20 protein-coding genes, 1 tRNA gene and 1 riboswitch are annotated in these 22,263 nt (G+C 71.9%); of the genes, 8 read left to right on the top strand and 13 right to left on the bottom strand.

What is annotated here, in order from left to right; genetic code table 11:
* Window positions 1–118: 118 nt before the first annotated feature.
* The gene (locus tag AC3IPY_RS06065) at window positions 119–1,000 is read right to left on the bottom strand and encodes an aminodeoxychorismate lyase (RefSeq protein WP_489187370.1); all 882 of its coding nucleotides are present in this window, start codon (window positions 998–1,000) and stop codon (window positions 119–121) included.
* Between the two features lie 74 nt (window positions 1,001–1,074).
* Between AC3IPY_RS06065 and AC3IPY_RS06060 the strand changes: the two genes are divergently transcribed.
* Window positions 1,075–1,902: a MerR family transcriptional regulator gene (locus AC3IPY_RS06060; protein ID WP_489187369.1), complete on the top strand. Its 828-nt coding sequence runs from the start codon at window positions 1,075–1,077 to the stop codon at window positions 1,900–1,902.
* Between the two features lie 49 nt (window positions 1,903–1,951).
* Window positions 1,952–2,965, top strand: coding sequence for a transglutaminase-like domain-containing protein (locus AC3IPY_RS06055; protein ID WP_489187368.1), 1,014 nt, complete (start codon window positions 1,952–1,954; stop codon window positions 2,963–2,965).
* Window positions 2,966–3,144: 179 nt separating this feature from the next.
* Here AC3IPY_RS06055 and AC3IPY_RS06050 read toward each other — a convergent pair whose 3' ends face one another.
* Both AC3IPY_RS06050 and AC3IPY_RS06045 read right to left on the bottom strand, forming a co-directional pair.
* Window positions 3,145–3,789: a DNA-directed RNA polymerase subunit beta gene (locus tag AC3IPY_RS06050; protein ID WP_489187367.1), complete on the bottom strand. Its 645-nt coding sequence runs from the start codon at window positions 3,787–3,789 to the stop codon at window positions 3,145–3,147.
* Between the two features lie 10 nt (window positions 3,790–3,799).
* Window positions 3,800–4,183 (bottom strand): hypothetical protein, encoded by a 384-nt coding sequence (locus AC3IPY_RS06045; RefSeq protein WP_489187365.1) that lies wholly within the window; start codon window positions 4,181–4,183, stop codon window positions 3,800–3,802.
* 6 nt (window positions 4,184–4,189) lie between these two features.
* Between AC3IPY_RS06045 and AC3IPY_RS06040 the strand changes: the two genes are divergently transcribed.
* Window positions 4,190–4,261 (top strand) — tRNA-Lys (locus AC3IPY_RS06040).
* A 574-nt stretch (window positions 4,262–4,835) separates the two neighbouring features.
* Here the strand turns inward: AC3IPY_RS06040 and AC3IPY_RS06035 are convergent.
* Window positions 4,836–5,885 carry an LLM class F420-dependent oxidoreductase gene (locus AC3IPY_RS06035; protein ID WP_489187364.1) on the bottom strand — a complete coding sequence of 350 codons (1,050 nt, stop codon included), beginning with the start codon at window positions 5,883–5,885 and terminating at the stop codon, window positions 4,836–4,838.
* A gap of 342 nt (window positions 5,886–6,227) precedes the next feature.
* Between AC3IPY_RS06035 and AC3IPY_RS06030 the strand changes: the two genes are divergently transcribed.
* The gene (locus tag AC3IPY_RS06030) at window positions 6,228–7,406 is read left to right on the top strand and encodes a MarP family serine protease (protein WP_489187363.1); all 1,179 of its coding nucleotides are present in this window, start codon (window positions 6,228–6,230) and stop codon (window positions 7,404–7,406) included.
* 87 nt (window positions 7,407–7,493) lie between these two features.
* Here AC3IPY_RS06030 and AC3IPY_RS06025 read toward each other — a convergent pair whose 3' ends face one another.
* Both AC3IPY_RS06025 and AC3IPY_RS06020 read right to left on the bottom strand, forming a co-directional pair.
* On the bottom strand, window positions 7,494–8,426 hold the full coding sequence (locus tag AC3IPY_RS06025; RefSeq protein ID WP_489187362.1) for an aldose 1-epimerase family protein: 933 nt from the start codon (window positions 8,424–8,426) through the stop codon (window positions 7,494–7,496).
* Window positions 8,423–9,280, bottom strand: coding sequence for a DeoR/GlpR family DNA-binding transcription regulator (locus AC3IPY_RS06020; RefSeq protein ID WP_489187360.1), 858 nt, complete (start codon window positions 9,278–9,280; stop codon window positions 8,423–8,425). The genes AC3IPY_RS06025 and AC3IPY_RS06020 overlap by 4 nt, the downstream gene beginning before the upstream one ends.
* A 151-nt stretch (window positions 9,281–9,431) precedes the next feature.
* Between AC3IPY_RS06020 and galT the strand changes: the two genes are divergently transcribed.
* Complete coding sequence (galT, locus tag AC3IPY_RS06015) at window positions 9,432–10,640, top strand: galactose-1-phosphate uridylyltransferase (protein ID WP_489188255.1); 1,209 nt, start codon at window positions 9,432–9,434, stop codon at window positions 10,638–10,640.
* Window positions 10,637–11,815, top strand: a complete 1,179-nt coding sequence (gene galK / locus AC3IPY_RS06010; protein WP_489187358.1) for a galactokinase — start codon at window positions 10,637–10,639, stop codon at window positions 11,813–11,815. Before galT ends, galK begins: the two co-directional genes overlap by 4 nt.
* Window positions 11,816–11,915: 100 nt before the next feature.
* Here the strand turns inward: galK and AC3IPY_RS06005 are convergent, their stop codons facing one another.
* Both AC3IPY_RS06005 and AC3IPY_RS06000 read right to left on the bottom strand, forming a co-directional pair.
* On the bottom strand, window positions 11,916–12,593 hold the full coding sequence (locus tag AC3IPY_RS06005) for a helix-turn-helix domain-containing protein (protein ID WP_489187356.1): 678 nt from the start codon (window positions 12,591–12,593) through the stop codon (window positions 11,916–11,918).
* Between the two features lie 223 nt (window positions 12,594–12,816).
* On the bottom strand, window positions 12,817–13,347 hold the full coding sequence (locus AC3IPY_RS06000) for a YbaK/EbsC family protein (RefSeq protein WP_489187355.1): 531 nt from the start codon (window positions 13,345–13,347) through the stop codon (window positions 12,817–12,819).
* A gap of 93 nt (window positions 13,348–13,440) precedes the next feature.
* On the opposite strand from AC3IPY_RS06000, the gene AC3IPY_RS05995 reads away from it, so the two are divergent.
* Window positions 13,441–13,977, top strand: coding sequence for a gamma carbonic anhydrase family protein (locus AC3IPY_RS05995; RefSeq protein ID WP_489187353.1), 537 nt, complete (start codon window positions 13,441–13,443; stop codon window positions 13,975–13,977).
* Here the strand turns inward: AC3IPY_RS05995 and AC3IPY_RS05990 are convergent.
* The 5 genes from AC3IPY_RS05990 to glyA all read right to left on the bottom strand — a co-directional run bounded on the left by AC3IPY_RS05990 (window position 13,912) and on the right by glyA (window position 20,077).
* Window positions 13,912–15,357 (bottom strand): DUF6716 putative glycosyltransferase, encoded by a 1,446-nt coding sequence (locus tag AC3IPY_RS05990; protein ID WP_489187352.1) that lies wholly within the window; start codon window positions 15,355–15,357, stop codon window positions 13,912–13,914. The two genes, AC3IPY_RS05995 and AC3IPY_RS05990, sit on opposite strands and share 66 nt — an antisense overlap.
* The gene (locus AC3IPY_RS05985) at window positions 15,354–16,226 is read right to left on the bottom strand and encodes an N-acetylneuraminate synthase family protein (protein WP_489187350.1); all 873 of its coding nucleotides are present in this window, start codon (window positions 16,224–16,226) and stop codon (window positions 15,354–15,356) included. Before AC3IPY_RS05985 ends, AC3IPY_RS05990 begins: the two co-directional genes overlap by 4 nt.
* Before the next feature lie 14 nt (window positions 16,227–16,240).
* The gene (locus AC3IPY_RS05980; protein WP_489187349.1) at window positions 16,241–17,590 is read right to left on the bottom strand and encodes a cytidylyltransferase domain-containing protein; all 1,350 of its coding nucleotides are present in this window, start codon (window positions 17,588–17,590) and stop codon (window positions 16,241–16,243) included.
* A gap of 188 nt (window positions 17,591–17,778) precedes the next feature.
* The gene (locus tag AC3IPY_RS05975; protein ID WP_489187347.1) at window positions 17,779–18,663 is read right to left on the bottom strand and encodes a bifunctional methylenetetrahydrofolate dehydrogenase/methenyltetrahydrofolate cyclohydrolase; all 885 of its coding nucleotides are present in this window, start codon (window positions 18,661–18,663) and stop codon (window positions 17,779–17,781) included.
* 139 nt (window positions 18,664–18,802) lie between these two features.
* Window positions 18,803–20,077, bottom strand: coding sequence for a serine hydroxymethyltransferase (glyA, locus tag AC3IPY_RS05970; RefSeq protein ID WP_489187346.1), 1,275 nt, complete (start codon window positions 20,075–20,077; stop codon window positions 18,803–18,805).
* A gap of 71 nt (window positions 20,078–20,148) precedes the next feature.
* Window positions 20,149–20,230: riboswitch (ZMP/ZTP riboswitch) on the bottom strand.
* Window positions 20,231–20,590: 360 nt separating this feature from the next.
* On the opposite strand from glyA, the gene AC3IPY_RS05965 reads away from it, so the two are divergent.
* On the top strand, window positions 20,591–22,180 hold the full coding sequence (locus AC3IPY_RS05965; RefSeq protein ID WP_489187344.1) for a beta-N-acetylhexosaminidase: 1,590 nt from the start codon (window positions 20,591–20,593) through the stop codon (window positions 22,178–22,180).
* Window positions 22,181–22,263 lie beyond the last annotated feature (83 nt).

Below are 22,263 nucleotides of genomic sequence, written 5' to 3'. Positions count from 1 at the left end.
CCCTCCGCTCGCTCACTTCACTGATCGCGTGGGGTTATGTTAGCAACATTTACAAACCAGCGTCGAGAGGGAATTCATCCGAGCGCAATTCCCCGTTCAGGGGTCGCTCACGCGGGGCTCAGTCGCGCGGTGTCAGCAGGTAGGCGTTGAACGCGCGCGTCTCGTCGGCGTCGTACGGGAAGACGGCGCCGTCGAGCTCGGTGACGCCCGCGGCCAGTCGAACGCTCGAGACGAGCCAGATGGCGTCGGCCGTCGCGAGCTCGTCGACGCGGATGTCGCGGTACTCCGTGAGCCGCCCGATCTCGGCGAGGTGGTCGAAGAGGCTCATCTGCGTGGTGCCGTGCAGGATCGCGCCCGACGGCGCGGGGGTCGAGTACACGTCGCCGTGACGAAGGATCACGCTCGAGGTCGGGCCCTCCATCACGAACCCGTCGGACGAGGTGAAGATCGTGTCGTCGGCGCCGCGCCGGTGCGCCTCGCGCAGCGCCGCCATGTTCGTCGCGTAGCTCAGCGTCTTCGCGCCGAGCAGGAGCCACGGCGCCTTCGCCGCGGCATCGTGCGCGTAGCCGCGATCGAGCGTGACGACGCCGATGCCCTGCTCGCGCACGCGCGTGAAGTCGGCTGCCGGGGCCGCATGCAGCCAGGCGGTCGGCGCCGGCCCGTGCTCGACGCCGCGGCTCAGCACGAGCTTCAGGGCGAACTCCCCCTCGGCAGGCAGCAGCTCGACCGCCGCGGCGATCGCGGCGCGCCACTGCGGCAGGTTCGGCTCGGGAAGCTCGCAGATCACCGCCGAGTTGCGCAGCCGCTCGAGGTGCGGACCGGTCTCCTGCGCGTGACCGTTCGTGACCGAGATCGTCTCGAAGACGCCGTCGCCGCGCTGCGTCGAGAGCTCGCCGACGCGCAGCGCGGGGGCCTCGGCCGGAACCTCGCGGAACGTCGACGCGAAGTCGTCGACTCGAGCGTCGGCGGGCAGCGGTTCGAGCAGGAGCGTCACGGTCATGCAACGATGCTACGCGGATGCCGCGGGGCCGATCGCACGCTGCCGAGAGACCTCCGACCCGCTAGCGTCGAGCCATGCACGAACTCGGCACCGGCGAGATGTCGCGCGCATCGGGGCTCTCGCCCAAGGCGCTGCGACTCTACGAGGCGAACGGACTGCTCGTCCCGGCATCCGTCGACCCGGCGACCGGGTACCGCAGGTACGGCGAGGCGGAGCTCGCCCGAGCCCGATCGATCCAGGCGCTGCGGCGCATCGGGATGCCGATCGCGCGCGTGCAGGCCATGCTCGACACGCCGCGCGACGCGCTGCGGCGCGAACTCACCCAGTGGTGGAACGCCGAGCGGGCCACGTTCGCCGAGCGCAGCCAGGTCGTCGATCTCGTGGCCGACGACGCGGCGAGGGCGCAGGTCGACCGTGACGCCGCCGAGGCCGCGACGGAACGCGTGCGACTCGTCGACCGGCCTGCACGCAGGATGGCCGCCATCACGCGAGTGGTCGAGCAGTCGGAGCTCCTTCCGACGACGGTCGCCGACGTCATCGCCCTGCGCCGCCATCTCGCCGAGCAGGGCGCGAGCCCCGTCGACGCCCACCAGCTCGTGTTCCACGACCCCGTCGGCTTCGGCCTCCCCGGCCGCATCGAGACCGCGGTGCCCTACGAGGGCAGCGCCGACCCGGTCGACGAGGTCGTGCTGCGCATGGAGCCCGCGCAGCGCCTCGCCGCCGTCGACGTCACCGCCGAGGAACTCGCCTACCCCGCACTGCTGCGGTTCTACGAGGCCGTCGGTCGCGCCGCCGAGCGGCTCGGGGGCGCGACCGGGGCGCCGCGCGAGCTCTACGAACGGCCGTGGAGCACGGCGACGGGAGACCTCGTCGCCACGATCGCGATCCCGGTTCCGTCGTGATCCCGGCTGGGCTTGACTCCGCCCTTGGGGCAGGCCTCACGCTCGTGGCATGACCGAACACCCCATGACCTGGATCCAGACCGCCGACCCCGCCCGAGCCTCGGCCAGGGCCGACCTCGTCGACCGCTATCGCGTGCACTCGGAGTTCTCCGATCCGGGCGAGCACGCCCCGCTCCTCCGCGACGTCGGCACCGACTTCGCGGCGCTGCATCGCGTGGTGACCGGCGTCATCGACCACTACCGCGCGACCCCCGGCGGCGTCGGTCCCGACCAGCTCGCGGACATCGACCGCCGTTGGCTCGGCTCGCTGCTCGACGCCCTCGCCGAGCGGCAGCCCGGCGCGCTCGACGCCCCGCGCGAGGCATCCTGCCGTGTGGGCGGATGCTGCCGCGACCACTCGTTGCTCTCGGTCGCGGTGCTGCGCGAGCACGGCATCCCGGCGCGCACCCGCCTCGGGTTCGCGGGCTACTTCGCCCCCGGGTACCTGCACGACCACGTCGTCGCCGAGCGCTGGGACGAGGCCGAAGGCCGCTGGCGGCGGTTCGACCCCGAACTGGAGCAAGCGGGGTTCGACTTCGCCGTGGACGACCTGCCCCAGGGCGGGGAGTACCCGCGGGGCGGCGCGACCGGATTCCGCACCGCCGCCGAGGCGTGGAGCGCCCACCGCGCCGGGCTCACGGACCTCGCCGATCACGGCGTCGGGCCGGGCACCCCTTACTTCGGCCCCGCCTTCGTGCAGCGGTACGTGCTCGCCGACCTCGCCCACCGGCAGCGCTGCGAGCTGCTGCTCTGGGACGCCTGGGGCGCCATGGCCGCCACCGACGACGACCTCGACGACGAACGCCTGGCCCTCGCGGACCTCGTCGCGGGGCTCACGGTGCGAGCGGATGCCGGTGACGCCGACGCCGACGCGCAGCTGGACGAGGTGTGGGCGCGCCATCCGGGTGTGCGGCCCGAGCGCGTCATCGAGACCTACTCGCCCGCCGGACGCTTCGGACGCACGGACCTGCAACGACGGATCACGGTGTGGGACGAGGGCGGAACCGCAGAACGCATCGCCTGAGACATGGGGTAGCCGGCCGCAGGAACGCCTCTCGGCGCGAGGCCGCTCGGAGCGGCGAATATTGGAGCCCGGGGTTACTGCGGCCGGCCACGTCAAGTCTAAACGAGGCGGAGGGGTGGTCTATTCCGTGCGCCCAGCCCGAGCCTTTCCCCCGCGGCCGATGCCCATGCCGCGCGCAGTCAGTCGAGCGCGTCGCGGCGCCAGAGGCGGGCGCAGGCGAGGAGCTCGTCGGCGAGCTGCGTGAGCCGCAAGGCCCGCCGCGTGAGTTCGCCCGGCCGATCGGGATGCACCGAGTCCGAGGCATCCGCGTCGTCGGCGATGCTCGCGAAGCCGGCCGCCACGACCCGGCAGAACGCAGCGGCCCGGTCGAGCGCGACGGCGAAGTCGCCCGTGAACACGCCCTGCAGGATGCGGTCGGCGAGCTCGCGCACCTCGTCGGGGCCTGCAGGCGCCGGGGCGCCCGCGACGACCTGGTCGATCGTGTGCGAGACCTCGGCGCCGCGCCGGTAGCCGAGACTCACACCCTGCGGGTCCTGACGGATGAGCGTGCGCAGCAGGTAGACCCGCCAGAGCGCGCCCGGCAGGCTCTTCGCCGAAGCATGCGACCAGAGTTCGGCGATCGCGTCGATGCCGTGCTCGTCGGTGTACGACACGAGGCGCGCGACCACCTCGGGGGCGGGGTCCTCGCGCACGCGCGCGAGCAGCGCCGACGCGGTGTCGTGCGCCATGCGGCTGAGCTGCGCGGGATCTTCGCCGCCCACGATCGCGTCGAACTTGTGCGGGGCGAACCTGGTCGGCCGGTGGAAGCTGTCGTCTGAGGCCATCCACGCAAGGCTACTCCGCCGGCCGGGCGTCGCCTGCGGCACGCCTACTCAGGTAGATCGTTCGCCAGGTGTTGCCTTGACGGGCGTACGTCACGCGCGCGTGACAATTACGACAACGCACGTCGCATTTCGCGATCTCGGCCATGACGCGTGCGATCGAATACCCGTCTTGCGCCAGCTTCATGACTTCAGCAGTCTTGTTCTCGTCTTCGCGATGGTCGAAGTCGAGGACGCGACGGATGTGCGCCTCGCGATTGTCGGCGTAGTACCGACGAGCACGCGCGCGATTGCAGGCACGGCAGATGTTCTGGAGACCGTCGGTGGAGGCGCGCCGGACGTTGAACTCGGTCAGTGGCCTAGACTGCTTGCAGCTTGTGCATCGTTTCTCGATCATGAGCTCGCCCCCGTAGCTCAGAGGCAGAGCAGCTGACTTTTAATCAGCGGGTCGGGATGTCGGAATTCCCCGGGGGCACTCGCGGGTTCTTGGTCTCGATGCCGTCCTCGAATACCAGCCTCAGCTTTTTCGGCCTTCATCGCGCCGCTCCCAACACATTCGATCTGCGTTGCGGCAGGCTACCGGGAGCCGCCGACAGGGCTCGCGGCGCGGGCGCTCGTCCGTGACGGCCAGCAGCTCGGCTCACGAAAACAAGCGATGCGGTGGGTGTCCGTGCGTCTCCCTGACAACCGAGAACCGGCGGCACAGGTCGGACTGACCACGCAGAACGAGACATACAACCTGTCGGTCAACTGCCGTGCGTGAAGATCGGGGCACCGCCCGACGGGGATCCGGCCCCGTCACAGCGAGGATCGGACGCTCCCGTCCCGGCGGCTCCTCCCCAAGTGTCCCCTTGGTTCGCACGACCTCGTGCGAATACGCATCACGGTACGCCTGGCGACGCCGTTACACCAGAGTCGGCGCTGGATTCTCGGCGAAATCGACCGGTTCGAGACATCCGTTGTCATGATCGGCGGGTGAGAGCGCGACCACGTTGTCGACGACGCACCGGGGAATGCGTGTCCTGGGCGTCGGCGACGGGGAAGGAGGCTCAGCCCACGATCTCGCGGAACGCCGACATGAGCCCGACGCGCTCGGCCGACGAGCGCGCGAGCGGCGTGACGGCGAGCGTCGTGACGCCCGATTCGCGGAACGCCGCGACGCGCTCGGCGACCTCGGAGGCCGTGCCGACGAGCGAGATCGCCCGCACGAGCTCATCGGGCACGGCGGCGATCGCCTCGTCGCGACGACCCTCGAGGTAGAGGTCTTGAATGCGCGCGGCATCCGCCTCGAAGCCGTAGCTCGAGATCAGGTCGTTGTAGAAGTTCTTGCCGCGCGCGCCCATGCCGCCGACGTAGAGCGCGAGCTGCGGCTTCACCGAGGCAAGGGCCATCGCCGCCAGCTCCGGCCGGTCGGTGATCGCGAGCGCCGGGCTCGCGTAGACGTCGAGCGCACCGAGCTCGTCGGAGCGCTTCGCGCCGCCCGCGGCGAGCGCACCGCCCCACACGTCGGCCGCCTTCTCGGGGTGGTAGAACATGGGCAGCCAGCCGTCGGCGATCTCGGCCGTCTGCTCGACGGACTTCGGCCCGAGCGCGGCGACCGAGATCGGGATGCGGTCGCGCACGGGGTGGTTGATGAGCTTCAGCGGCTTGCCGAGTCCGGTGCCCTCGCCCGCCGGCAGCGGGATGCGGTAGTTGCGGCCCTGGTGGATGACGGGCTCGCGACGCCAGGTCATGCGGCAGATCTCGATGATCTCGCGGATGCGACCGACCGGCGCGTCGTACTTGACCCCATGGAAGCCCTCGATGACCTGCGGACCGGATGCCCCGATGCCGAGCTCGAACCGGCCGTCGCTGACGTAGTCGAGGCCCGCCGCGGTCATCGCGGTCAGGCTCGGCGTGCGCGTGTAGAGCTGCAGGATGCCGGAGGCCAGCGTGATGCGCGAGGTGCGCGCCGCGAGGAATCCGAGCTGGCTGACCGCGTCGAACGAGTACGCCTCGGGCATCGCGATGAGGTCGACGCCGGCCTGCTCGAGTTCGACGACCTCGTCGGCCACCTCGCGGAATCCGCCCGCGTAGTTCAGGAACATGCCGACGCGCATGGGTCACTCCTCATCGTGTGAACGCCCGAACGGCCCGGGCTGGTGTCGAGGCTAGCCGACCGCCGCGCTCGGGCGGCGGGCGATTGTGCGGCGTCCACGAGCCGGCGCGGCGTCGACGCATCGAGCATGGTGGAATCGCGCACACGCGACGCGCGGCCGGCCTCGGCTCGGCTCGGCTCGGCTCGGCTCGGCTCGGCTCGGCTCGGCTCGGCTCGCAGCATGCTCAGAGGCGGATGCCGCAGGCTGGACTCCTCGGCTCACGCCGACGTGCGGCGCCCCGGCCCTGACACGCGACCTCGCAACGCCCGACCCGATCATGCCGACCCGAAGAACGGAGCACCGATGGACTGGAGCCTGGTGCTCGACATCCTCCTCGTCATCGTCTTCATCGGCGCGGTCGCGAACGGCTACCGTGCCGGCCTGCTGCGAACGGCGGCGGGACTCATCGGCGTCGTGCTCGGCGCGGCCGCGGCGGCCCTGGCCATGCCATGGGTCACCGGCCTCGTCGCCGCTCCGGAGTGGCGCGCACCCGCAGCGCTGGGCGCGGCCCTGCTGCTCATCGGCATCGGCGCCTCGATCGGCGGCGCCATCGGCGCGGCCCTCGGGCGCGGTGCGGCGGCCGTGAAGCTCGGCATCGTCGACCGCCTGCTCGGCGCGGTCGGCAACCTGCTCGTCACGGTGTTCGTGGTGGTGCTCGTCGCCTCGGGCGTCTCGGCCATGGGCGTGCCCGTGCTCTCCCCCGCGATCGCGGGATCGCGCGTGCTGTCCACGGTCGATGCACTGACCCCCGAACCCGCGCAGCGCTTCCTCGCCGAGGTGCGCAGCGCGGCCGTCGGCGAGGCGCTGCCGTGGCTCGTCGACGTGCTCGAGGTGCCCGAGGTCGCGCCGCAGGTGCCGTCGGGCGAGGTCGACGATCCCGAGATCGTGGCGGCCGCGGCATCCGTCGTCCGCATCACCGGCACGGCCTTCGAATGCGGCGTCTCGATGTCGGGCAGCGGGTTCGTCATCGCGCCCGACCGCATCGTGACGAACGCGCATGTCGTGGCCGGGGTGAGCGAACCCGTCGTGGAGACGCCGGGCCTCCCGGCACGTTCGGGCCGCATCGTGGCCTTCGACGCCGGCCTCGACCTCGCGGTCATCGCCGTCGACGACCTCGACGCCGCCCCGCTGCCGATCGCCGACCCGCCGACCGGGTCGCAGATCGCCGTGGCGGGGTATCCGTTCGGCGGTCCGCTCGATCTGCGCCCCGGCACCGTCATGGCCGAGGGGCCGGTGACCTTCGTCGAGGGCGGCGGATCGTCGACCCGCGACGTGATGACCCTCGCGGCGCAGGTCGATCACGGCAACTCGGGCGGGCCGGTGCTGACGGGCGACGGCGCGGTGGGCGGCGTCGTCTTCGCCAAGTCGGAGGGCGTCGAGAACGTCGGCTTCGCCATTCCGGTGTCGACGCTCACCGCGTTCGCGGGCGACGCGACCTCGCTCGTGCGGCAGGTCGGCTCGGGCAGCTGCGCGACCGGCTGAGCTGGGCGCCGCCGAGCGGGGCGCCGCTGAGCTGGGCGCCGCCGAGCTGGGCGCCACCGAGCAGCGCGAGCGGTCGGGCGGATGCCGCTACTCGGCCGTGAACCCCTCGAAGCGGATGCCCCACGAGAGCTCCCACGCCTCGCCAGGATCGAGCCAGCGCAGTCCGCGCCCCGAGTTGAACGCCTCGGCAGGCGCCGTCATGGGCTCGATCGCGATGGCGACGTCACCCTCCTCGCCCGGGAAGCTGCGGCTCGTGAAGACCTGCACGTACTCGAACTCGTCGTCGGCCCAGACCGACACGCGTCGGCCGTCGGGTGCGGTGAGCGAGTGCAGGACCTCGCCGTCGCGGCTCGCGACCTCGCCGAACGCATCGTCGAGCTGGAGGTCGCCGACCCGGCGCCCGTCGCGGAGATCCCATTCGGTGCCGTCGACCGGCACCTCGCCCGTGGGCAGCAGCCGCTCGTCGACCTCGATGTGGCTGGCGGCGTCGAGCCGCAGCACGAGGTCTGCCGTGGGCACGCCGCCGATCTTGAGGAACGGGTGCGTGCCGATGGCGACCGGGGCCGCCTCGCCGCCCTGGTTCTCGAGGTGGTGGGTGACGCGGAGCCCGTCGGCGACGAGCTCGTAGTGCACCGCCGTCTCGAGCAGGTACGGGTAGCCGAGCTGCGGGAACACGGTCGCCGCGAGCGTGACCGAGTCGCGCTGCTGGTCGACGAGCCGGTACTCGGTGTAGCGCAGCAGCCCGTGGATCGCGTTGTTCAGCTTGGGCTCGGTGATCGCGAGGCGGTGCTCGACGCCGTCGTTCGTCCAGATGCCGTCGCGGATGCGGTTCGGCCAGGGCACCAGCACGATGCCCGCCCCGCTCGGCGGCGGCACGTCTTCGGCGAACGGGGGCACGAGGTCGATGCCGTTGATGCTGAGGGCGCGGATACCCGCGGCGACGCCGGTGATGGTCGCGCTGAGGTCACCGCTCGCGGTCGAGGTCTCGAGCACGAACTGCTCGCCCGTGGGAAGCGTCATGCCTCCACTCTAGGGTCTCGAGCGGGGCCGTTCGCGAGCACGGTCGCGAGCCCCGCCTCGTGCAATTCCTCGACGAGGGCCGGCGGCGCCGCGGCATCCGTGATGAGGGTGTCGAAGGCGTCGACGGCGGCGATCCTGCCGAGGTGCACCTCGCCGAGCTTGGCGGCGTCGGCGACGACGACCGAACGGGCGGCGGCGCGCAGCATGAGCGTCTTCACCGAGGCCTCTGGCAGGTTCGCGTTCGTGACGCCGTGCACGGGGTCGACCCCGTTGCATCCGATGAACGCGAGGTCGACGTGCACCTCGTCGAGCATCGAGCCGGCGAGCGGATGCACGAGCGAATGCTGCTTCGGCCTCAGGGTTCCGCCGGTGACGATGACCGTGAACCGCGGGATCTCGGGCTCGAGCTCGAGGGCGATCGACAGGCCGTTCGTGAAGATCGTGACGTCGTCGAGGTCGCCTCGCGCCCGCAGCGCTCGGGCGATCTGCAGCGTCGTCGTGCCGACGTCGAGGATGATGCTCTGGCCGCTGCGCACGAGGGACGCCGCGAGCACGCCGATGAGCCGCTTCGGTTCGACGGATGCCGCGAGCGCCTCTTCGAACGTCGGTTCGCGTTCGGGGCGCTCGGCCTCGATGAGCGACGAGATGGGAACCGCGCCGCCGTGCACCCGCCGGATGGAGCCCTGCCGCTCGAGCGCGTCGAGGTCGGCGCGCGCGGTGACGGTCGTGACGCCGAAGACGCCGCTCAGCTCGGCGACGCGCACGAAGCCGCGTTCGGCGACGAGGGCGAGCGCACGTTCGCGCCGTTCGGGCGCGCTCAGCGCGGTGTGTGGCCCGGTCGCGACATCCGTCATATGGGCATCTTCGACGACGCAGGCGCATTTTGCAATACGAAACCCGGTTGTTTGCAAAACGAAGATCGCGTAGGGTTGCCGCGTGCACGACACCGAACCGGGTTCCGCCTCCGCCTCTTCCTCTGCCTCTGCCTTCGTCGCCGACGACCGCATCGCGGTGCGCCGGGCCGAGCTCGCCGACGGCCGCGAGCTCATCTACTTCGACGACGCCGACACGACGCTGCCGTCCGAGCGGGCGGTCGACGAGCGCGCGCTCGACCCCCGCCCGGCGAACGCGCATATGCGGCAGGACCCGCTCACCGGCGAGTGGATCTCGATCGCGGCCGCCCGGCAGAACCGCGTCTTCCTGCCACCAGCGCATCTCGATCCGCTCGCCCCGCAGACCGCCGAGAACCCCTCCGAGATCCCGAGCGTGTACGACGTCGCCGTGTTCGAGAACCGGTCGCCGTCGTTCGGACCAGAGCTCGCCGACCCTGATTCGCTCGGTGCCTCACCGGCCGAGACGCTCGCCGATCTCCGCCGCATCGGGCTCGAGCGCACCCGCACCTCGGTCGGCCGGTGCGAGGTCGTCTGCTTCAGCCCCGCGCACGAGGGGTCGTTCGGCTCGCTGAGCCGCTCGCGCGCCCGCACCGTCATCGAGGCGTGGGCGCAGCGCACCGCGGCGCTGTCGGCGATGCCCGGCGTCGCGGAGGTCTTCCCGTTCGAGAACCGCGGGCGCGAGATCGGCGTGACGCTGCCGCATCCGCACGGGCAGATCTACTCCTACCCCTACGTGACCCCGCGCACCGAGCGGCTGCTCGCGGCGATCGACGACTACGGCCCCGGCCTCATGGCCGACATCCTCGAGCGCGAGCGCAACGGCCCCCGCGTGCTGATCTCGGGCGAGCACTGGACCGCGTTCGTGCCGTTCGCCGCGCGCTGGCCGATCGAGATCCACCTGCTCCCCCACCGGCACGTGCCCGACTTCGCGGCGACCTCGCTCGCCGAGCGCGACGAACTCGCCGGCCTCTACCTGCGCCTGCTGCGCGGCGTCGACCGGCTCTACGACACCCCCACGCCGTACATCGCCGCCTGGCACCAGGCCCCCGTGCACGAGCATCGCGACGATGTGCGCCTCATGCTGCAGCTGACGAGCCCGCGCCGCGCGGCCGACAAGCTCAAGTACCTCGCCGGGTCCGAGGCGGCGATGGGCGCGTGGATCGGCGACGTCACGCCCGAGGCGGCGGCCGACGCGCTGCGACGCGCGATCGCCGAGGCGGATGCCGTCGTCGACACCGACTCCGCTGCCGACTCCGCACTCACCGCCGACCCCGCTGTCGGCCCCGCACCCACGACCGACTCCGAAGGAACTCGAGCATGACCGACGCCGCCAACGCCGTGGACCCCGCCGCAGAGACCGCCGCCGGCTTCATCGAGCGGTACGGCCGCAACCCGGTCGGCGTCTGGTCGGCCCCCGGACGCGTCAACCTCATCGGGGAGCACACCGACTACAACGACGGCTTCGTCTTCCCGTTCGCGATCGACCAGCGGGCCTGCGTCGCCCTCGGCGCCCGCGACGATCGTGTCGTACGCGTCTCCTCGACGTTCACGAGCGAGGTCGTCGAGGTGCATCTCGACGAGCTGTCGCCCGAGTCGCTCGACGGGTGGTCGGCCTATCCCCTCGGCGTCGCGTGGGCCCTCGGACAGTTCGGCGCCGATCTCGCCTCGGTGCCGGGCGTCGACCTGCACATCTCGAGCACGGTGCCCGTCGGGGCCGGCCTGTCGTCATCGGCGGCGATCGAGTGCTCGGTCGCCCTCGCCCTCGACGAGCACTGGCGGCTCGGCCTCGATCGGCCCGCACTGGCCAAAGTCGGTCAACTCGCCGAGAACCGCGTCGTCGGAGCGCCGACCGGCATCCTCGATCAGTCGGCCTCGTTGCTCTCGCAGGTCGACGCGGCGGTGTTCCTCGACTGCCGCAGCCTCGACGCCGAGGTGATCCCGCTGGGGCTCGTCGCCGATGGCCTCTCGATCCTCGTCATCGACACGAACGTCACGCATGCGCATGCGACCGGCGGGTACGCCGCAAGGCGCGCGTCATGCGAGGCGGGCGCGAGGGCGCTGGGCGTCGAGTCGCTGCGCGACGTGCGCGTGGACGACCTCGAACGCGCGGCCGCCGTGCTCGATGACGAGACCTTCCGCCGCGTGCGACACATCGTGACCGAGAACCAGCGCGTGCTCGACACGGTCCGCACGCTGCGCGAGCACGGCGCGGGCTCTATCGGACCGCTGCTCGACGCCTCGCACGTCTCGATGCGCGACGATTTCGAGATCACCGTGCCCGAGATCGACCTCGCGGTGAGCACCGCGCAGGCGAACGGCGCGATCGGCGCGCGCATGACCGGCGGCGGCTTCGGCGGCTCCGCGATCGCACTCGTCATCGACGCGCTCGTGCCCGTGGTCGAGCGCGAGGTGCGCACGGCGTTCGCCGAGCAGGGCTTCGGCGCACCGACGACCTTCGTCGTGCGCCCGAGCGACGGCGCCAGGCGCGACGTCTGAGCGCCGCCTCGGCACCGGGCACCTCGATGCCGGCCATGCCGCTGCGCGTGGGCCTGCCGCGTCTGGCATCGTCGCACCCGGCATGCCCGGTCCTTGGCGCTCACTTCGTCCAACCCGGCCGAGCAGCGTCAAGGCTCTGATCAGTCTCGTGGAACGATGCCTCGCATCGGCATGAGCAGTCCGGCACGCAACCCTCCGACTCCCAGCAGGCGACCGGACAAGCGCAGTCGACGCTGAGCAGGTCCGAAGTTCGGATCGCCGCGCGATTCCGCCGCGCCTCCCGATCGGTTTCAACGGCGTGGAGCAATTCCTGTCGCGTCGGTTGGTCATCGAGGACCTGGTCACCGGTCATCTGCGAACTTGCTCGCCGTCGCCGGTCGCGCGCTTCACGGTGCTGATACGAGGCGATCGGTTCGACACGATCACGATGCCCGACGAGCAACCTGGAGAGCGGCGGACGAACGTGCGCCTCAACGTCGAGGTGTGCGGGAAGACGTCGGTCGGCATTGTCTCGAATCGCGTCCGATGAAATCGATCTCACCTCCGCACCATCCTCGTCGAGGACCGCGAGGCGCAATCCACCGAGCTGCAGGATCCTATCGAGCACCTCGACATCGACCGGTCGTTGAGCGTTCTCCATGCGCGCCACCTGCGACTGCGAGAGCCCGATTGCGGCAGCGAGCTCGCGCTGGTTCAGGTCGCACCTGCGGCGAATGCGCAGGATGTACCCCACCGAGTCTGTTCGACGCGCCTGCCCGGAGGCGTCGTGTTCGGCCATCAGTCCTCCGTCGAGGTCTCCTGCTCACCGCCCCTCGCAGTTCGGCCAGCCCAAGGGAATCAGAGCGCGTCGCCCTTGTGACGATGCGCAGACTCCGACACTGACCCCGCCACAGCATCAGTGTCGGAGTCTGCGACAGGTTGTGACCGCAGCGGAGCAGCCGGCCCTTGGGGAGGAGCTGTTGCGACGGGCGCGGATGGCGCGGGGGTCGGGGAGATGCAGGCTACGCCTCCGAAGGGACGACGGGGTGGGGCGTGCCGGCCGTGATGCGCACGAGCTCGTCGAAGGTCGTCGGGAAGACCGTCTTCGCGTGCCCGGCCGCCGCCCACACCTCGTCGAAGGCCGCGAGGTCGACGTCGACGTACGTGCGCACCGGCGTCGGATGTCCCACGGGCGCGACCCCGCCGATGACCTGCCCCGTCGCGGTCTTGACCACGTCCTTCGAGGCGCGGCCGATGACACCGCCGAGACGCTCGCCGAGCCATTCGGTGTCGACGCGGTGCGCGCCCGAGGTCAGCACGAGGATCGGCTCGTCGTCGAGCGTGAAGATGAGCGAGTTCGCGATCTGGCCGACCTCGACGCCGAGGGCGTCGGCCGCGAGCTGCGCCGTCGTCACGGCGTCGTCGAACCACACCACGCGCGGTTCCACGCCCTGCGCGGTGAGGGCGGCGATGACCGCGTCGACGGCCGAATGGCTCGGCGCGGGCGTGGCTGCGGCGGACACGGACTCGGCGGAGCTGGCATCGGTCGACATCCTCCGATCCTACGAGCGCTCGGAGCGGCGAACCGCACCCATGCTGCATGCGGCGCCCCGCCGGGCATCGACTCCGGCGCATAGGCTGGCGGCATGAAATCCGATCCCGCCTCCCGCGTGCTCACGATCGCCGACGTGCCGGCTCCCGTCCTCGACCCCACCGCGTTCGTCGCGGCCGGCGCCGTCATCGTGGGCGACGTGCGCCTGGCCGCTGAATCGAGCGTCTGGTACAACGCGGTGCTGCGCGCCGAGGCGGAACCGATCGTGCTCGGCGAGCGCTCGAACCTGCAGGACACCGTCGTCTGCCATGTCGACCGGGGCTTCCCGCTCACCATCGGCACCGACGTCTCGGTGGGACACGGCGCCGTGCTGCACGGCTGCACGATCGAAGACGGCAGCCTCATCGGCATGAGCGCAACCGTGCTGAACGGCGCGGTGATCGGCGCCGGCTCGCTCGTGGCCGCCGGCGCCGTGGTGCTCGAGGGCACCATCGTTCCGCCCGGCTCGCTCGTCGCGGGCGTCCCCGCCAAGGTCCGGCGCGAACTCACCGCCGACGAGCAGGCGTCACTGCACCGGAACGCGCAGGCCTACCTCGGTCACGTCGGCCTGCACACCGCTCCCGTCGACTGAGACCCAGGACGAAGGCCCGCTGCGGTCCACCCCCGTCGCAACCGGCACGGGCGACGGCCCGCCCGTCACGCGCCCGCGCAGGCGACGCATCCGCCGCACGACGCCGCGCGCCGGCACGCCCACGCCCCATGCGAGCGCTCCGAGCAGGCTCCGGTCGTGCTCGCCGAGCATGCGTCGACGCTCGAACGCGATGCGCAGTCGCCCGCCGGCGAGGTCCAGCCGACGCTCGAGGCGCCGGAGCGGCACGATCTCCCGCGCTTCGACGAAGGCCTCGAGCCGACGCAGCCAGTCGTCGGCGTCGGGCGGATGGAAGTAGTTGTCGGCGAGCCACGCGGCATCCGCCGTCCTGAAGCGGGAGGCGACGAGCTCGTCGGTGGATCCCAGCAGGCCGGAGCCCTCGAAGACCGTGTTGATCATCGCCGGCGAGACGCCGTAGTCGTCGACGAGCAGTGTCGGGATTCCGAGCGCGATCGCCTCGAGCGCCGCCGTCGAGCTCACGGTCACGAGGGCGCCCGCGTGTGAGAGCTTCTCGGCCATGGGGCCGTCCTCGACGACGAGGTTCACGGGCGCGCCGACCTCGGGCATGAGGTCGGCGTAGTCGAACGTCTCCTCGTGCGTCTGCGCCTCCCCGCGGCGAGCGCGCACCTTCACGATGACCCGCCGGCCGGGCTCGCGCCGCGCGAGCTCGGCGAACGCGGCCAGCAGGTGCACACGGTCCGAGCGCTCCGCCGGCACCTTCGCCTGCGTGGCGAACACGACGTCGCCACGAGCGGCTGCCTCGGGCACGGCGGGCTCCACAGGTGCGACGGGTTCTGCCGGCACGACGGCTGCCGCCTCGAGCCGCGCCCGCCCGCCGGCGAGGAACGGCAGCGTCGCGAGCGCGAAGGTCGTGCCGAAGCCGAGCTCGGCCGCGTTCGCGCGGAACTCGCGCACCTCGCGGCGACTGTGCAGCACGACGAGGTCGGTCTGCTCGCGGTAGACGACGGCCTTCGGCACGGCCGGGATCGTGAGGCCGGGGAACCCGCTCACGAGCACGGGCCGGTTCGGCCGCTGCTCGATGCGGGGCGCGACGACCCGCACGAACGGTCCGCGCAGCGAGAGCAGCACGGCATGCGGGTCGAACTCGTCGAGCAGTGCATCGAGCTCGTCGAGGCGAAGCACGAGGGCGTCCGCGGGCGTGAACCGGGTGCCGGCGAGCGCGTGGGCGAGCTGCGTCGCACTCGGCCGCACGGGCGAGGCGAGCACCGCGAGTTGCACGTGCCACGGGGCGGGCAGCTTCGAGGCGAGCGCCGCGCCCCACTTCACGTAGGAGTCGGAATCGGCGATCACGAGCAGGCGCCGGCTCGAGGCATCCGCTCGCTTCGGGGCTTCGACGCTCACGCCGGCACCCGGCGGAGCTTCGCGCGCGGCGCCTCCTCGCCGGGGAACACGCGCTTGACGCCGTCGCCCATGGCGTCGCCGATGATGCGGATGTCGCGCACGAGGTGCTCGAAGCCCTGCGGCTCGAGCGAGGCCGCCTGGTCCGATCCCCACATGGCACGATCGAGGGTGATGTGGCGTTCGACCGCGACCGCGCCGAGCGCGACGGCGGCGAGCGAGATCTGCAGGCCCCGCTCGTGCCCCGAGTAGCCGATCGGCACGCCCGGGTAGCGCGCGTGCAGCGTGTCGATCATGCGCAGGTTCGCCTCCTCGGGCGGCATCGGGTAGCTCGAGGTGGCGTGCATCAGCACGAGCCGGTCGGTGCCGAGGCGGTCGACGGCCCGGTCGATCTCCTCGATCGTCGACATGCCGGTCGAGGCGATGATCGGCTTGCCGGTCGCGGCGAGCGCGTCGAGCAGGTCGAGGTCGGTGAGCGAGGCCGAGGCGACCTTGTGGGCGACCACGTCGAGCCGCTCGAGGAACCCGACCGACGGCACATCCCACGGGGAGGCGAACCAGTCGAGGCCGGCGCGCATCGCGTACGAGGCGATCTCGAGGTACTCGGCCTCGCCGAACTCGACTCGGTGGCGGTACTCGAGGTAGGTCATCGTGCCCCACGGCGTCTCGCGCTCGACGTCGCGCATGTGCTCGGGCGTCGCGATCTCGGGCGTGCGCTTCTGGAACTTCACCGCCTGCGCGCCGGACTCGAGCGCGACGTCGATGAGTCGCTTCGCGATCTCGACGTCGCCGTTGTGGTTCAGGCCGATCTCGCCGATCACGTACACGGGCTGCCCCGGGCCGATCAGCGAACGTCCGATGCGGACCGACATGTGGTGCTCCTTCGTCATCGCGCGGTGGCGGGTTCGCGGTGGTCTTCGCGATAGTCTTCGCGGTGCTCGTCCCGGCGCTCTTCGCGCCGTGCGGCGAGCTCGCGCGAGGCGAGGATGAGGTCGGCCGCCTCGCGCACGGCTCCGTGGCCGCCTCGACGGCCCAGCACGTGCCTGGCGGCGGCGAGCACGTCGGGCACCGCGTCGCGCACCGCGATCGGCCAGCCCACCAGTTCGAGCGCCGGCAGGTCGTTGCGGTCGTTGCCGAGGTAGGCGATGCGATCCAGGCGGATGCCACGACCCGACGCCCAATCGGCGAGCGCCTCGCCCTTCGCCTCGACGCCGTGCAGGCACTCGACGCCGAGCTTCTCGGCCCGGCGGGCGACGACGGGATCCGCCTCGCGGCTGAGGATCAGCACCGGCAGGCCGGCAGCGCGCAGGCGGGCGATGCCGGCGCCGTCCGAGCGGCTCACGCGCACCGACTCCCGGCCGAGGGTGTCGACCCAGGCGGTGTCGTCGGTGTGCACGCCGTCGAAGTCGGTCACGAGCGCGTCGACGTCGATGATCGGAGGCCCGGGCGCGACCGCCGCGTCGATGGCGGGTGCGAGCAGTCGTGCGCGCGCGAGGTCGGCCGCGTCGTCGATCTCGATCGCATGGTCGGGATGCACCCGCTCGATGCCGATACGGCCGAAGAACCGGTGCCCCGCCTGTGCGAACCCGTCGGCGCGCATGACGTAGAACGCGCCCGTCTCGGCGAACTCCGGCTCGCGGTCCTGCCGACGCGGGCGAGCGGATGCCTCGTGGTTGACGCCGACCATGCCGCGGGGCGCCTCGCCGCGGGGTTCGGGCGCCTCTGCTCCGCCGGGCGCCTCGCCCCCGCCCTGCGCTTCGCGCCAGAGGAACACATGACTCGGCGCGGCCGAGAACACGACATCGGCCTCGCCGTGCAGCACGCGCTCGACCGCGGCGTCGAGCGAAGCCGGATCGATGAACGGCGACGTCGCCTGCACGAACACGAGCACCTCGGGCCGAACTCCCGTGTGGGCGGCGACGCTGTGCAATGCGTGCAGCAGGGCGGACTCCGAGGTCGCCGTGTCGCTCGCGAGGTCGTCGGGGCGCCTGACCACGCCCGCGCCGGCGGCCTTCGCCGCTTCGGCGATGCCGTCGTCGTCGGTGGAGACCAGCACGGCGTCGATGCGACGGGCGGAACCGGCTGCCCGCACCGCGCGCGTCACGAGCGGGACCCCGCCGACCTCGGCGAGGTTCTTGCCCGGCAGCCCCTTGGATCCGCCCCGTGCGGGGATCACCGCGACCACCCGCGGGGCGGGGTGCATGGCGCGGCCCGAGGGCCGCCCGTCTTCGAGCATGCTGCGACGCTACGGGCGACGCGTTGCCGCCCGATGAGCGTGCGGTGAACGCCGGGCGACCGTCAGGCGACGCGCACCGGCGCCGGCACCGTCCGTCACCCTGCTCTGCCGGCCCGCCCTGCAACCAGAACGACGGATGCCACGAGCCTCGGCCCGCGGCATCCGCCGTTCTCAGTGCGTGGTGCCGGTCAGCCCGCCAGGCGCAGCTCGGCCGCCTTCACGACGTTCGCGAGCAGCATCGCGCGGGTCATCGGGCCGACGCCGCCGGGGTTCGGCGAGAGGTGGCCTGCGACCTCGGCGACCGCGGGGTCGACGTCGCCCGTGAGGCGGCCCTTGCCGGTCGCCTCGTCGAGCACGCGCGTGATGCCCACGTCGAGCACGGCGGCACCCGACTTGACCCAGTCGGGCTTCACGAGATGCGGCACGCCGACGGCGGCCACGACGATGTCGGCCCGCCGCACCTCGGCGGCGAGGTCGATCGTGCGCGAGTGCGTGAGCGTGACGGTCGCGTCGAGGCCCTTGCGCGTGAGCAGCAGCCCGAGCGGGCGCCCGACCGTGATGCCGCGGCCGATGACCGTGACGTGGCGCCCGGCGATCGGCACGTCGTAGCGCCGCAGCATCTCGACGATGCCGGCCGGGGTGCAGGGCAGCGGCGACGCGAGCTCGCCCGAGACGCCGAGCACGAGGCGCCCGAGGTTGGTCGGGTGCAGCCCGTCGGCGTCCTTGTCGGGGTCGATGAGCTCGAGCATCGCGTTCTCATCGTGGCCCGCCGGCAGCGGGAGCTGCACGATGTAGCCGGTGACCTCGGATGCCGCGTTGAGGTCGGCGATCGCGGCGCGCACGTCGGCCGGCGTGGCCGTGGCCGGGAGGTCGACGCGGATCGACTCGATGCCGACCTCGGCGCAGTCGCGGTGCTTGCCCGCGACGTACGAGCGCGAACCGGGGTCATCGCCGACGAGCAGCGTGCCGAGACCCGGCACGACGCCCGCGGTGCGCAGCGCCGCGATGCGGGCCGCGAGTTCGGACTTGACGGCGGACGCCGTGGCGACCCCGTCGAGCGTGATGGCGGTCATGGTTGTCTCACTCTCTGCTGCCCCGTCCGCAACCCAGGAGATCTGCGCCGACACGCCGACCGGAGCGTCGAGCGCCGGCGTGTCGCGCCGGAGGTCCTGAGTTGCGAACAGGTGAGCGGGTTGCTCGGAACGGCGACGTCTACTGGGCGAGGCCCGGGTAGAGCGGGAAGGCCGCCGTGAGGGACTCGACCCGCGAGCGGAGCTCGGCGACATCCGCCTCGCCCTGCAGCGCGAGCGCGATGATGTCGGCGACCTGCGTGAACTCGGCGTCGCCGAAGCCGCGGGTCGCGAGCGCGGGCGTGCCGATGCGCAGGCCCGAGGTGACCATCGGCGGGCGCGGGTCGAACGGCACCGAGTTGCGGTTGACGGTGATGCGCGCCTCGTGCAGGAGGTCTTCGGCCTGCTGGCCGTCGATCTTCGAGTTGCGGAGGTCCGCGAGCACGAGGTGCACGTCGGTGCCGCCCGTGAGCACGTCGATGCCCGCGGCACGCGAGTCATCCGCCGTGAGGCGCGAGGCGAGGATCTGCGCGCCGCGGATGGTGCGCTCCTGGCGGTCGCGGAACTCTTCGGAGGCGGCGATCTTGAACGCCGTGGCCTTGGCCGCGATGACGTGCATGAGCGGGCCGCCCTGCTGGCCGGGGAACACGTTGGAGTTGAGCTTCTTCGCGAGCTCGGTGTCGCGCGAGACGATGAAGCCCGAGCGCGGGCCGCCGATCGTCTTGTGCACCGTGCTCGACACGACGTCGGCGTAGGGCACGGGCGACGGGTGCAGGCCCGCGGCCACGAGGCCCGCGAAATGCGCCATGTCGACCCAGAGCTTGGCGCCGACCTCGTCGGCGATCGCCCGGAACGCGGCGAAGTCGAGGTGACGCGGGTACGCCGACCAGCCGGCGATGATGACCTGCGGCTTGTGCTCGAGGGCCTTGTCGCGCACGACGTTCATGTCGACGAGGAAGGTCTCGGGGTCGACGCCGTAGGAGACGGCGTTGTAGAGCTTGCCCGAGAAGTTGAGCTTCATGCCGTGCGTGAGGTGGCCGCCGTGCGCGAGCTCGAGGCCGAGGATCGTGTCGCCGGGGGTGGCGATCGCGCTCAGGACCGCGGCGTTCGCGGTGGCGCCCGAGTGCGGCTGCACGTTGGCGTACTCGGCGCCGAACAGGCTCTTCGCACGCGCGATGGCGAGCGACTCGGCGACGTCGACGAACTCGCAGCCGCCGTAGTAGCGGCGGCCGGGGTAGCCCTCGGCGTACTTGTTCGTGAGCACCGAGCCCTGCGACTGCAGCACGGAGACGGGGACGAAGTTCTCGCTCGCGATCATCTCGAGGTAGTCGCGCTGGCGACCGAGCTCGAGTTCGAGCACCTCGGCGATCTCGGGATCGACCTCGGACAGGGGGGCGTTGAAAACGGACTCGGCCAAGACTGGCTCCTTCAGTGACGGTACGGACCAAACGAGGGTTCTGCCTCGTGCGACTCGCGCGACGAAGCTTCCGTACCGGCCCAGGCGTGCGGTCGATGCGTGCCAGTCGCTCCCCGATGGGAATCCATCTCAACGCCAGTCGCGACCCCGCAAGCATAGCAACGGATGCCGCGAGCCGATCGTTCGATCCGACGCATCCGGTCATCGGCGCGGGCGCACGCCCGGCCGCTTCGCGCTGAGGTCCTCGACGGTTCGACCCTGTTGCTCGGCTCGCTCGACTGGCAGGATGGGAGGACCTGATTGTCAAGATCCCTTCCCTATCCGGCCATGGCGGCCGGCACCCGCACCCGCACCCGCACCCGAGGACGCATGCACCGACGCACCCGCACCACGACCCGAACCTCCGGCCGCGCTATCGTTGCCCGCGCGGCCACGACCGCCGCGGCCGCACTCCTCGCGGCCTCGGCGCTCACCGCGTGCACCGCAGCCGCACCATCCCAGAACGGAGACGCCGTGACCGGCATCGTCCCCGCGCCCGTCAGCGCCTCCTATCCCGCGGGCGCTGCGCCCTTCACGCTCGAGGAGTCCAGCCGACTCGTCGTCTCCGGCGACGGCGCCTCGGCCGTGGCCGAGACGTTCGCCGCGGTGGCACGCCCCTCGACGGGGTTCGAGCTGCCGGTCGTCGAGGCGTCCGACGGCGCCGAGCCCGAGGCATCCGACCTCGTGTTCGTGATCGCCGACGGCGAGGGGCCCGACGGCGCGGCCGAGGGCTACACGCTCGAGTCCGGCGCCGACGGCGTGCGGCTCGCGGCGGACTCCCCCGCCGGGCTGTTCTGGGCGACCCAATCGCTGCGCCAGCTGCTGCCCGCCGAGATCGAGCGAGCGGATGCCTCGAAGACGCCATCGGGCGGATGGACCGTGCCCGCGGCATCCGTCGCCGATGCACCCCGGTTCGCCTACCGCGGGTCGATGCTCGACGTGGCGCGCCACTTCTTCCCGGTTGAAGACGTGCTCGACCACATCGACCGCATCGCGCTGCTGAAGCTGAACGTGCTGCACCTGCACCTCACCGACGACCAGGGCTGGCGCATCCAGATCGACTCGTGGCCCGCGCTCACCGAGGCGGGCGCGGCGACCTCGGTCGGCGGCGACGGCGGCGGCTTCTACACGAAGGAGGACTACCGCCGCATCGTCGAGTACGCCGCGGAACGGTTCGTCACCGTCGTGCCCGAGGTCGACCTGCCCGGCCACACGAACGCCGCGCTGAACGCGTACCCCGAGCTGAACTGCGACGGCGTCGCGCCCAAGCCGTACGAGGGCGTCGAGGTCGGATTCTCCTCGCTCTGCGCCTCGGCCGACCGCGCCGAGGTCACCGACCGGTTCCTCGCCGACGTCACGCGCGAGATCGCCGAGATGACTCCGGGGCCGTGGCTGCACGTCGGCGGCGACGAGTCGCTGTCGACCTCCGAGGCCGACTACCTCGACCTCGTACGCCGCATCACGGCCGCCGGCGCGGCCACGGGCAAGACGATCATCGGCTGGCACGAGATGGGCGCCTCGCGCGAGCTGCCGGCCGGCACGATCGGCCAGTACTGGGACTACGTCGTCCCGCGGGAGCAGGCCGGCGAGCACACGACCTCGTTCGTCGAGCAGGGCGGAGGCGTCATCATGTCCCCGGCCGACGCCGCCTACCTCGACATGAAGTACCCCGACGACCCTGCCGGCCCGCTCGGCACGAAACTCGGCACCACGTGGGCCGACGGAGGGACGACCCTCGAGGAGGCCTACGGCTGGGAGCCGACCGCGATCGTGCCCGGACTCGGCGAGGCCGACATCCTCGGCGTCGAGGCGCCCGTCTGGACCGAGACGCTCGGCACCACGCCCGACCTCGAGTTCATGGTGTTCCCGCGCATCGCGGCCGTCGCGGAGATCGCCTGGTCGCCCGCGCCCAGCGCCGAGGCGCTGGCGTCGGCCCGTCCCGTGGTCGAGGGCGGCGCGCGCGACGTCGACGACTTCCACGCGCGCCTCGCCGGCCTCGGCACGCACCTCGACGCGTTGGGCGTCGAGTTCCGCCGCGTCGGCGGGGTGCCCTGGGTCGGCTGATCCGTTGAGCCCTCGGTCACCGACCGCGAGTGACGAGAGCGGATGCCTCGGGCGGTCCGGTTTCACAACCCTGCTCGACGACC

It is taken from the genome of Agromyces sp. GL_144, assembly GCF_057834305.1.
The sequence above is the reverse complement of the archived record's forward strand: the minus strand, read 5'-3'. Positions and strand labels throughout refer to the sequence as shown.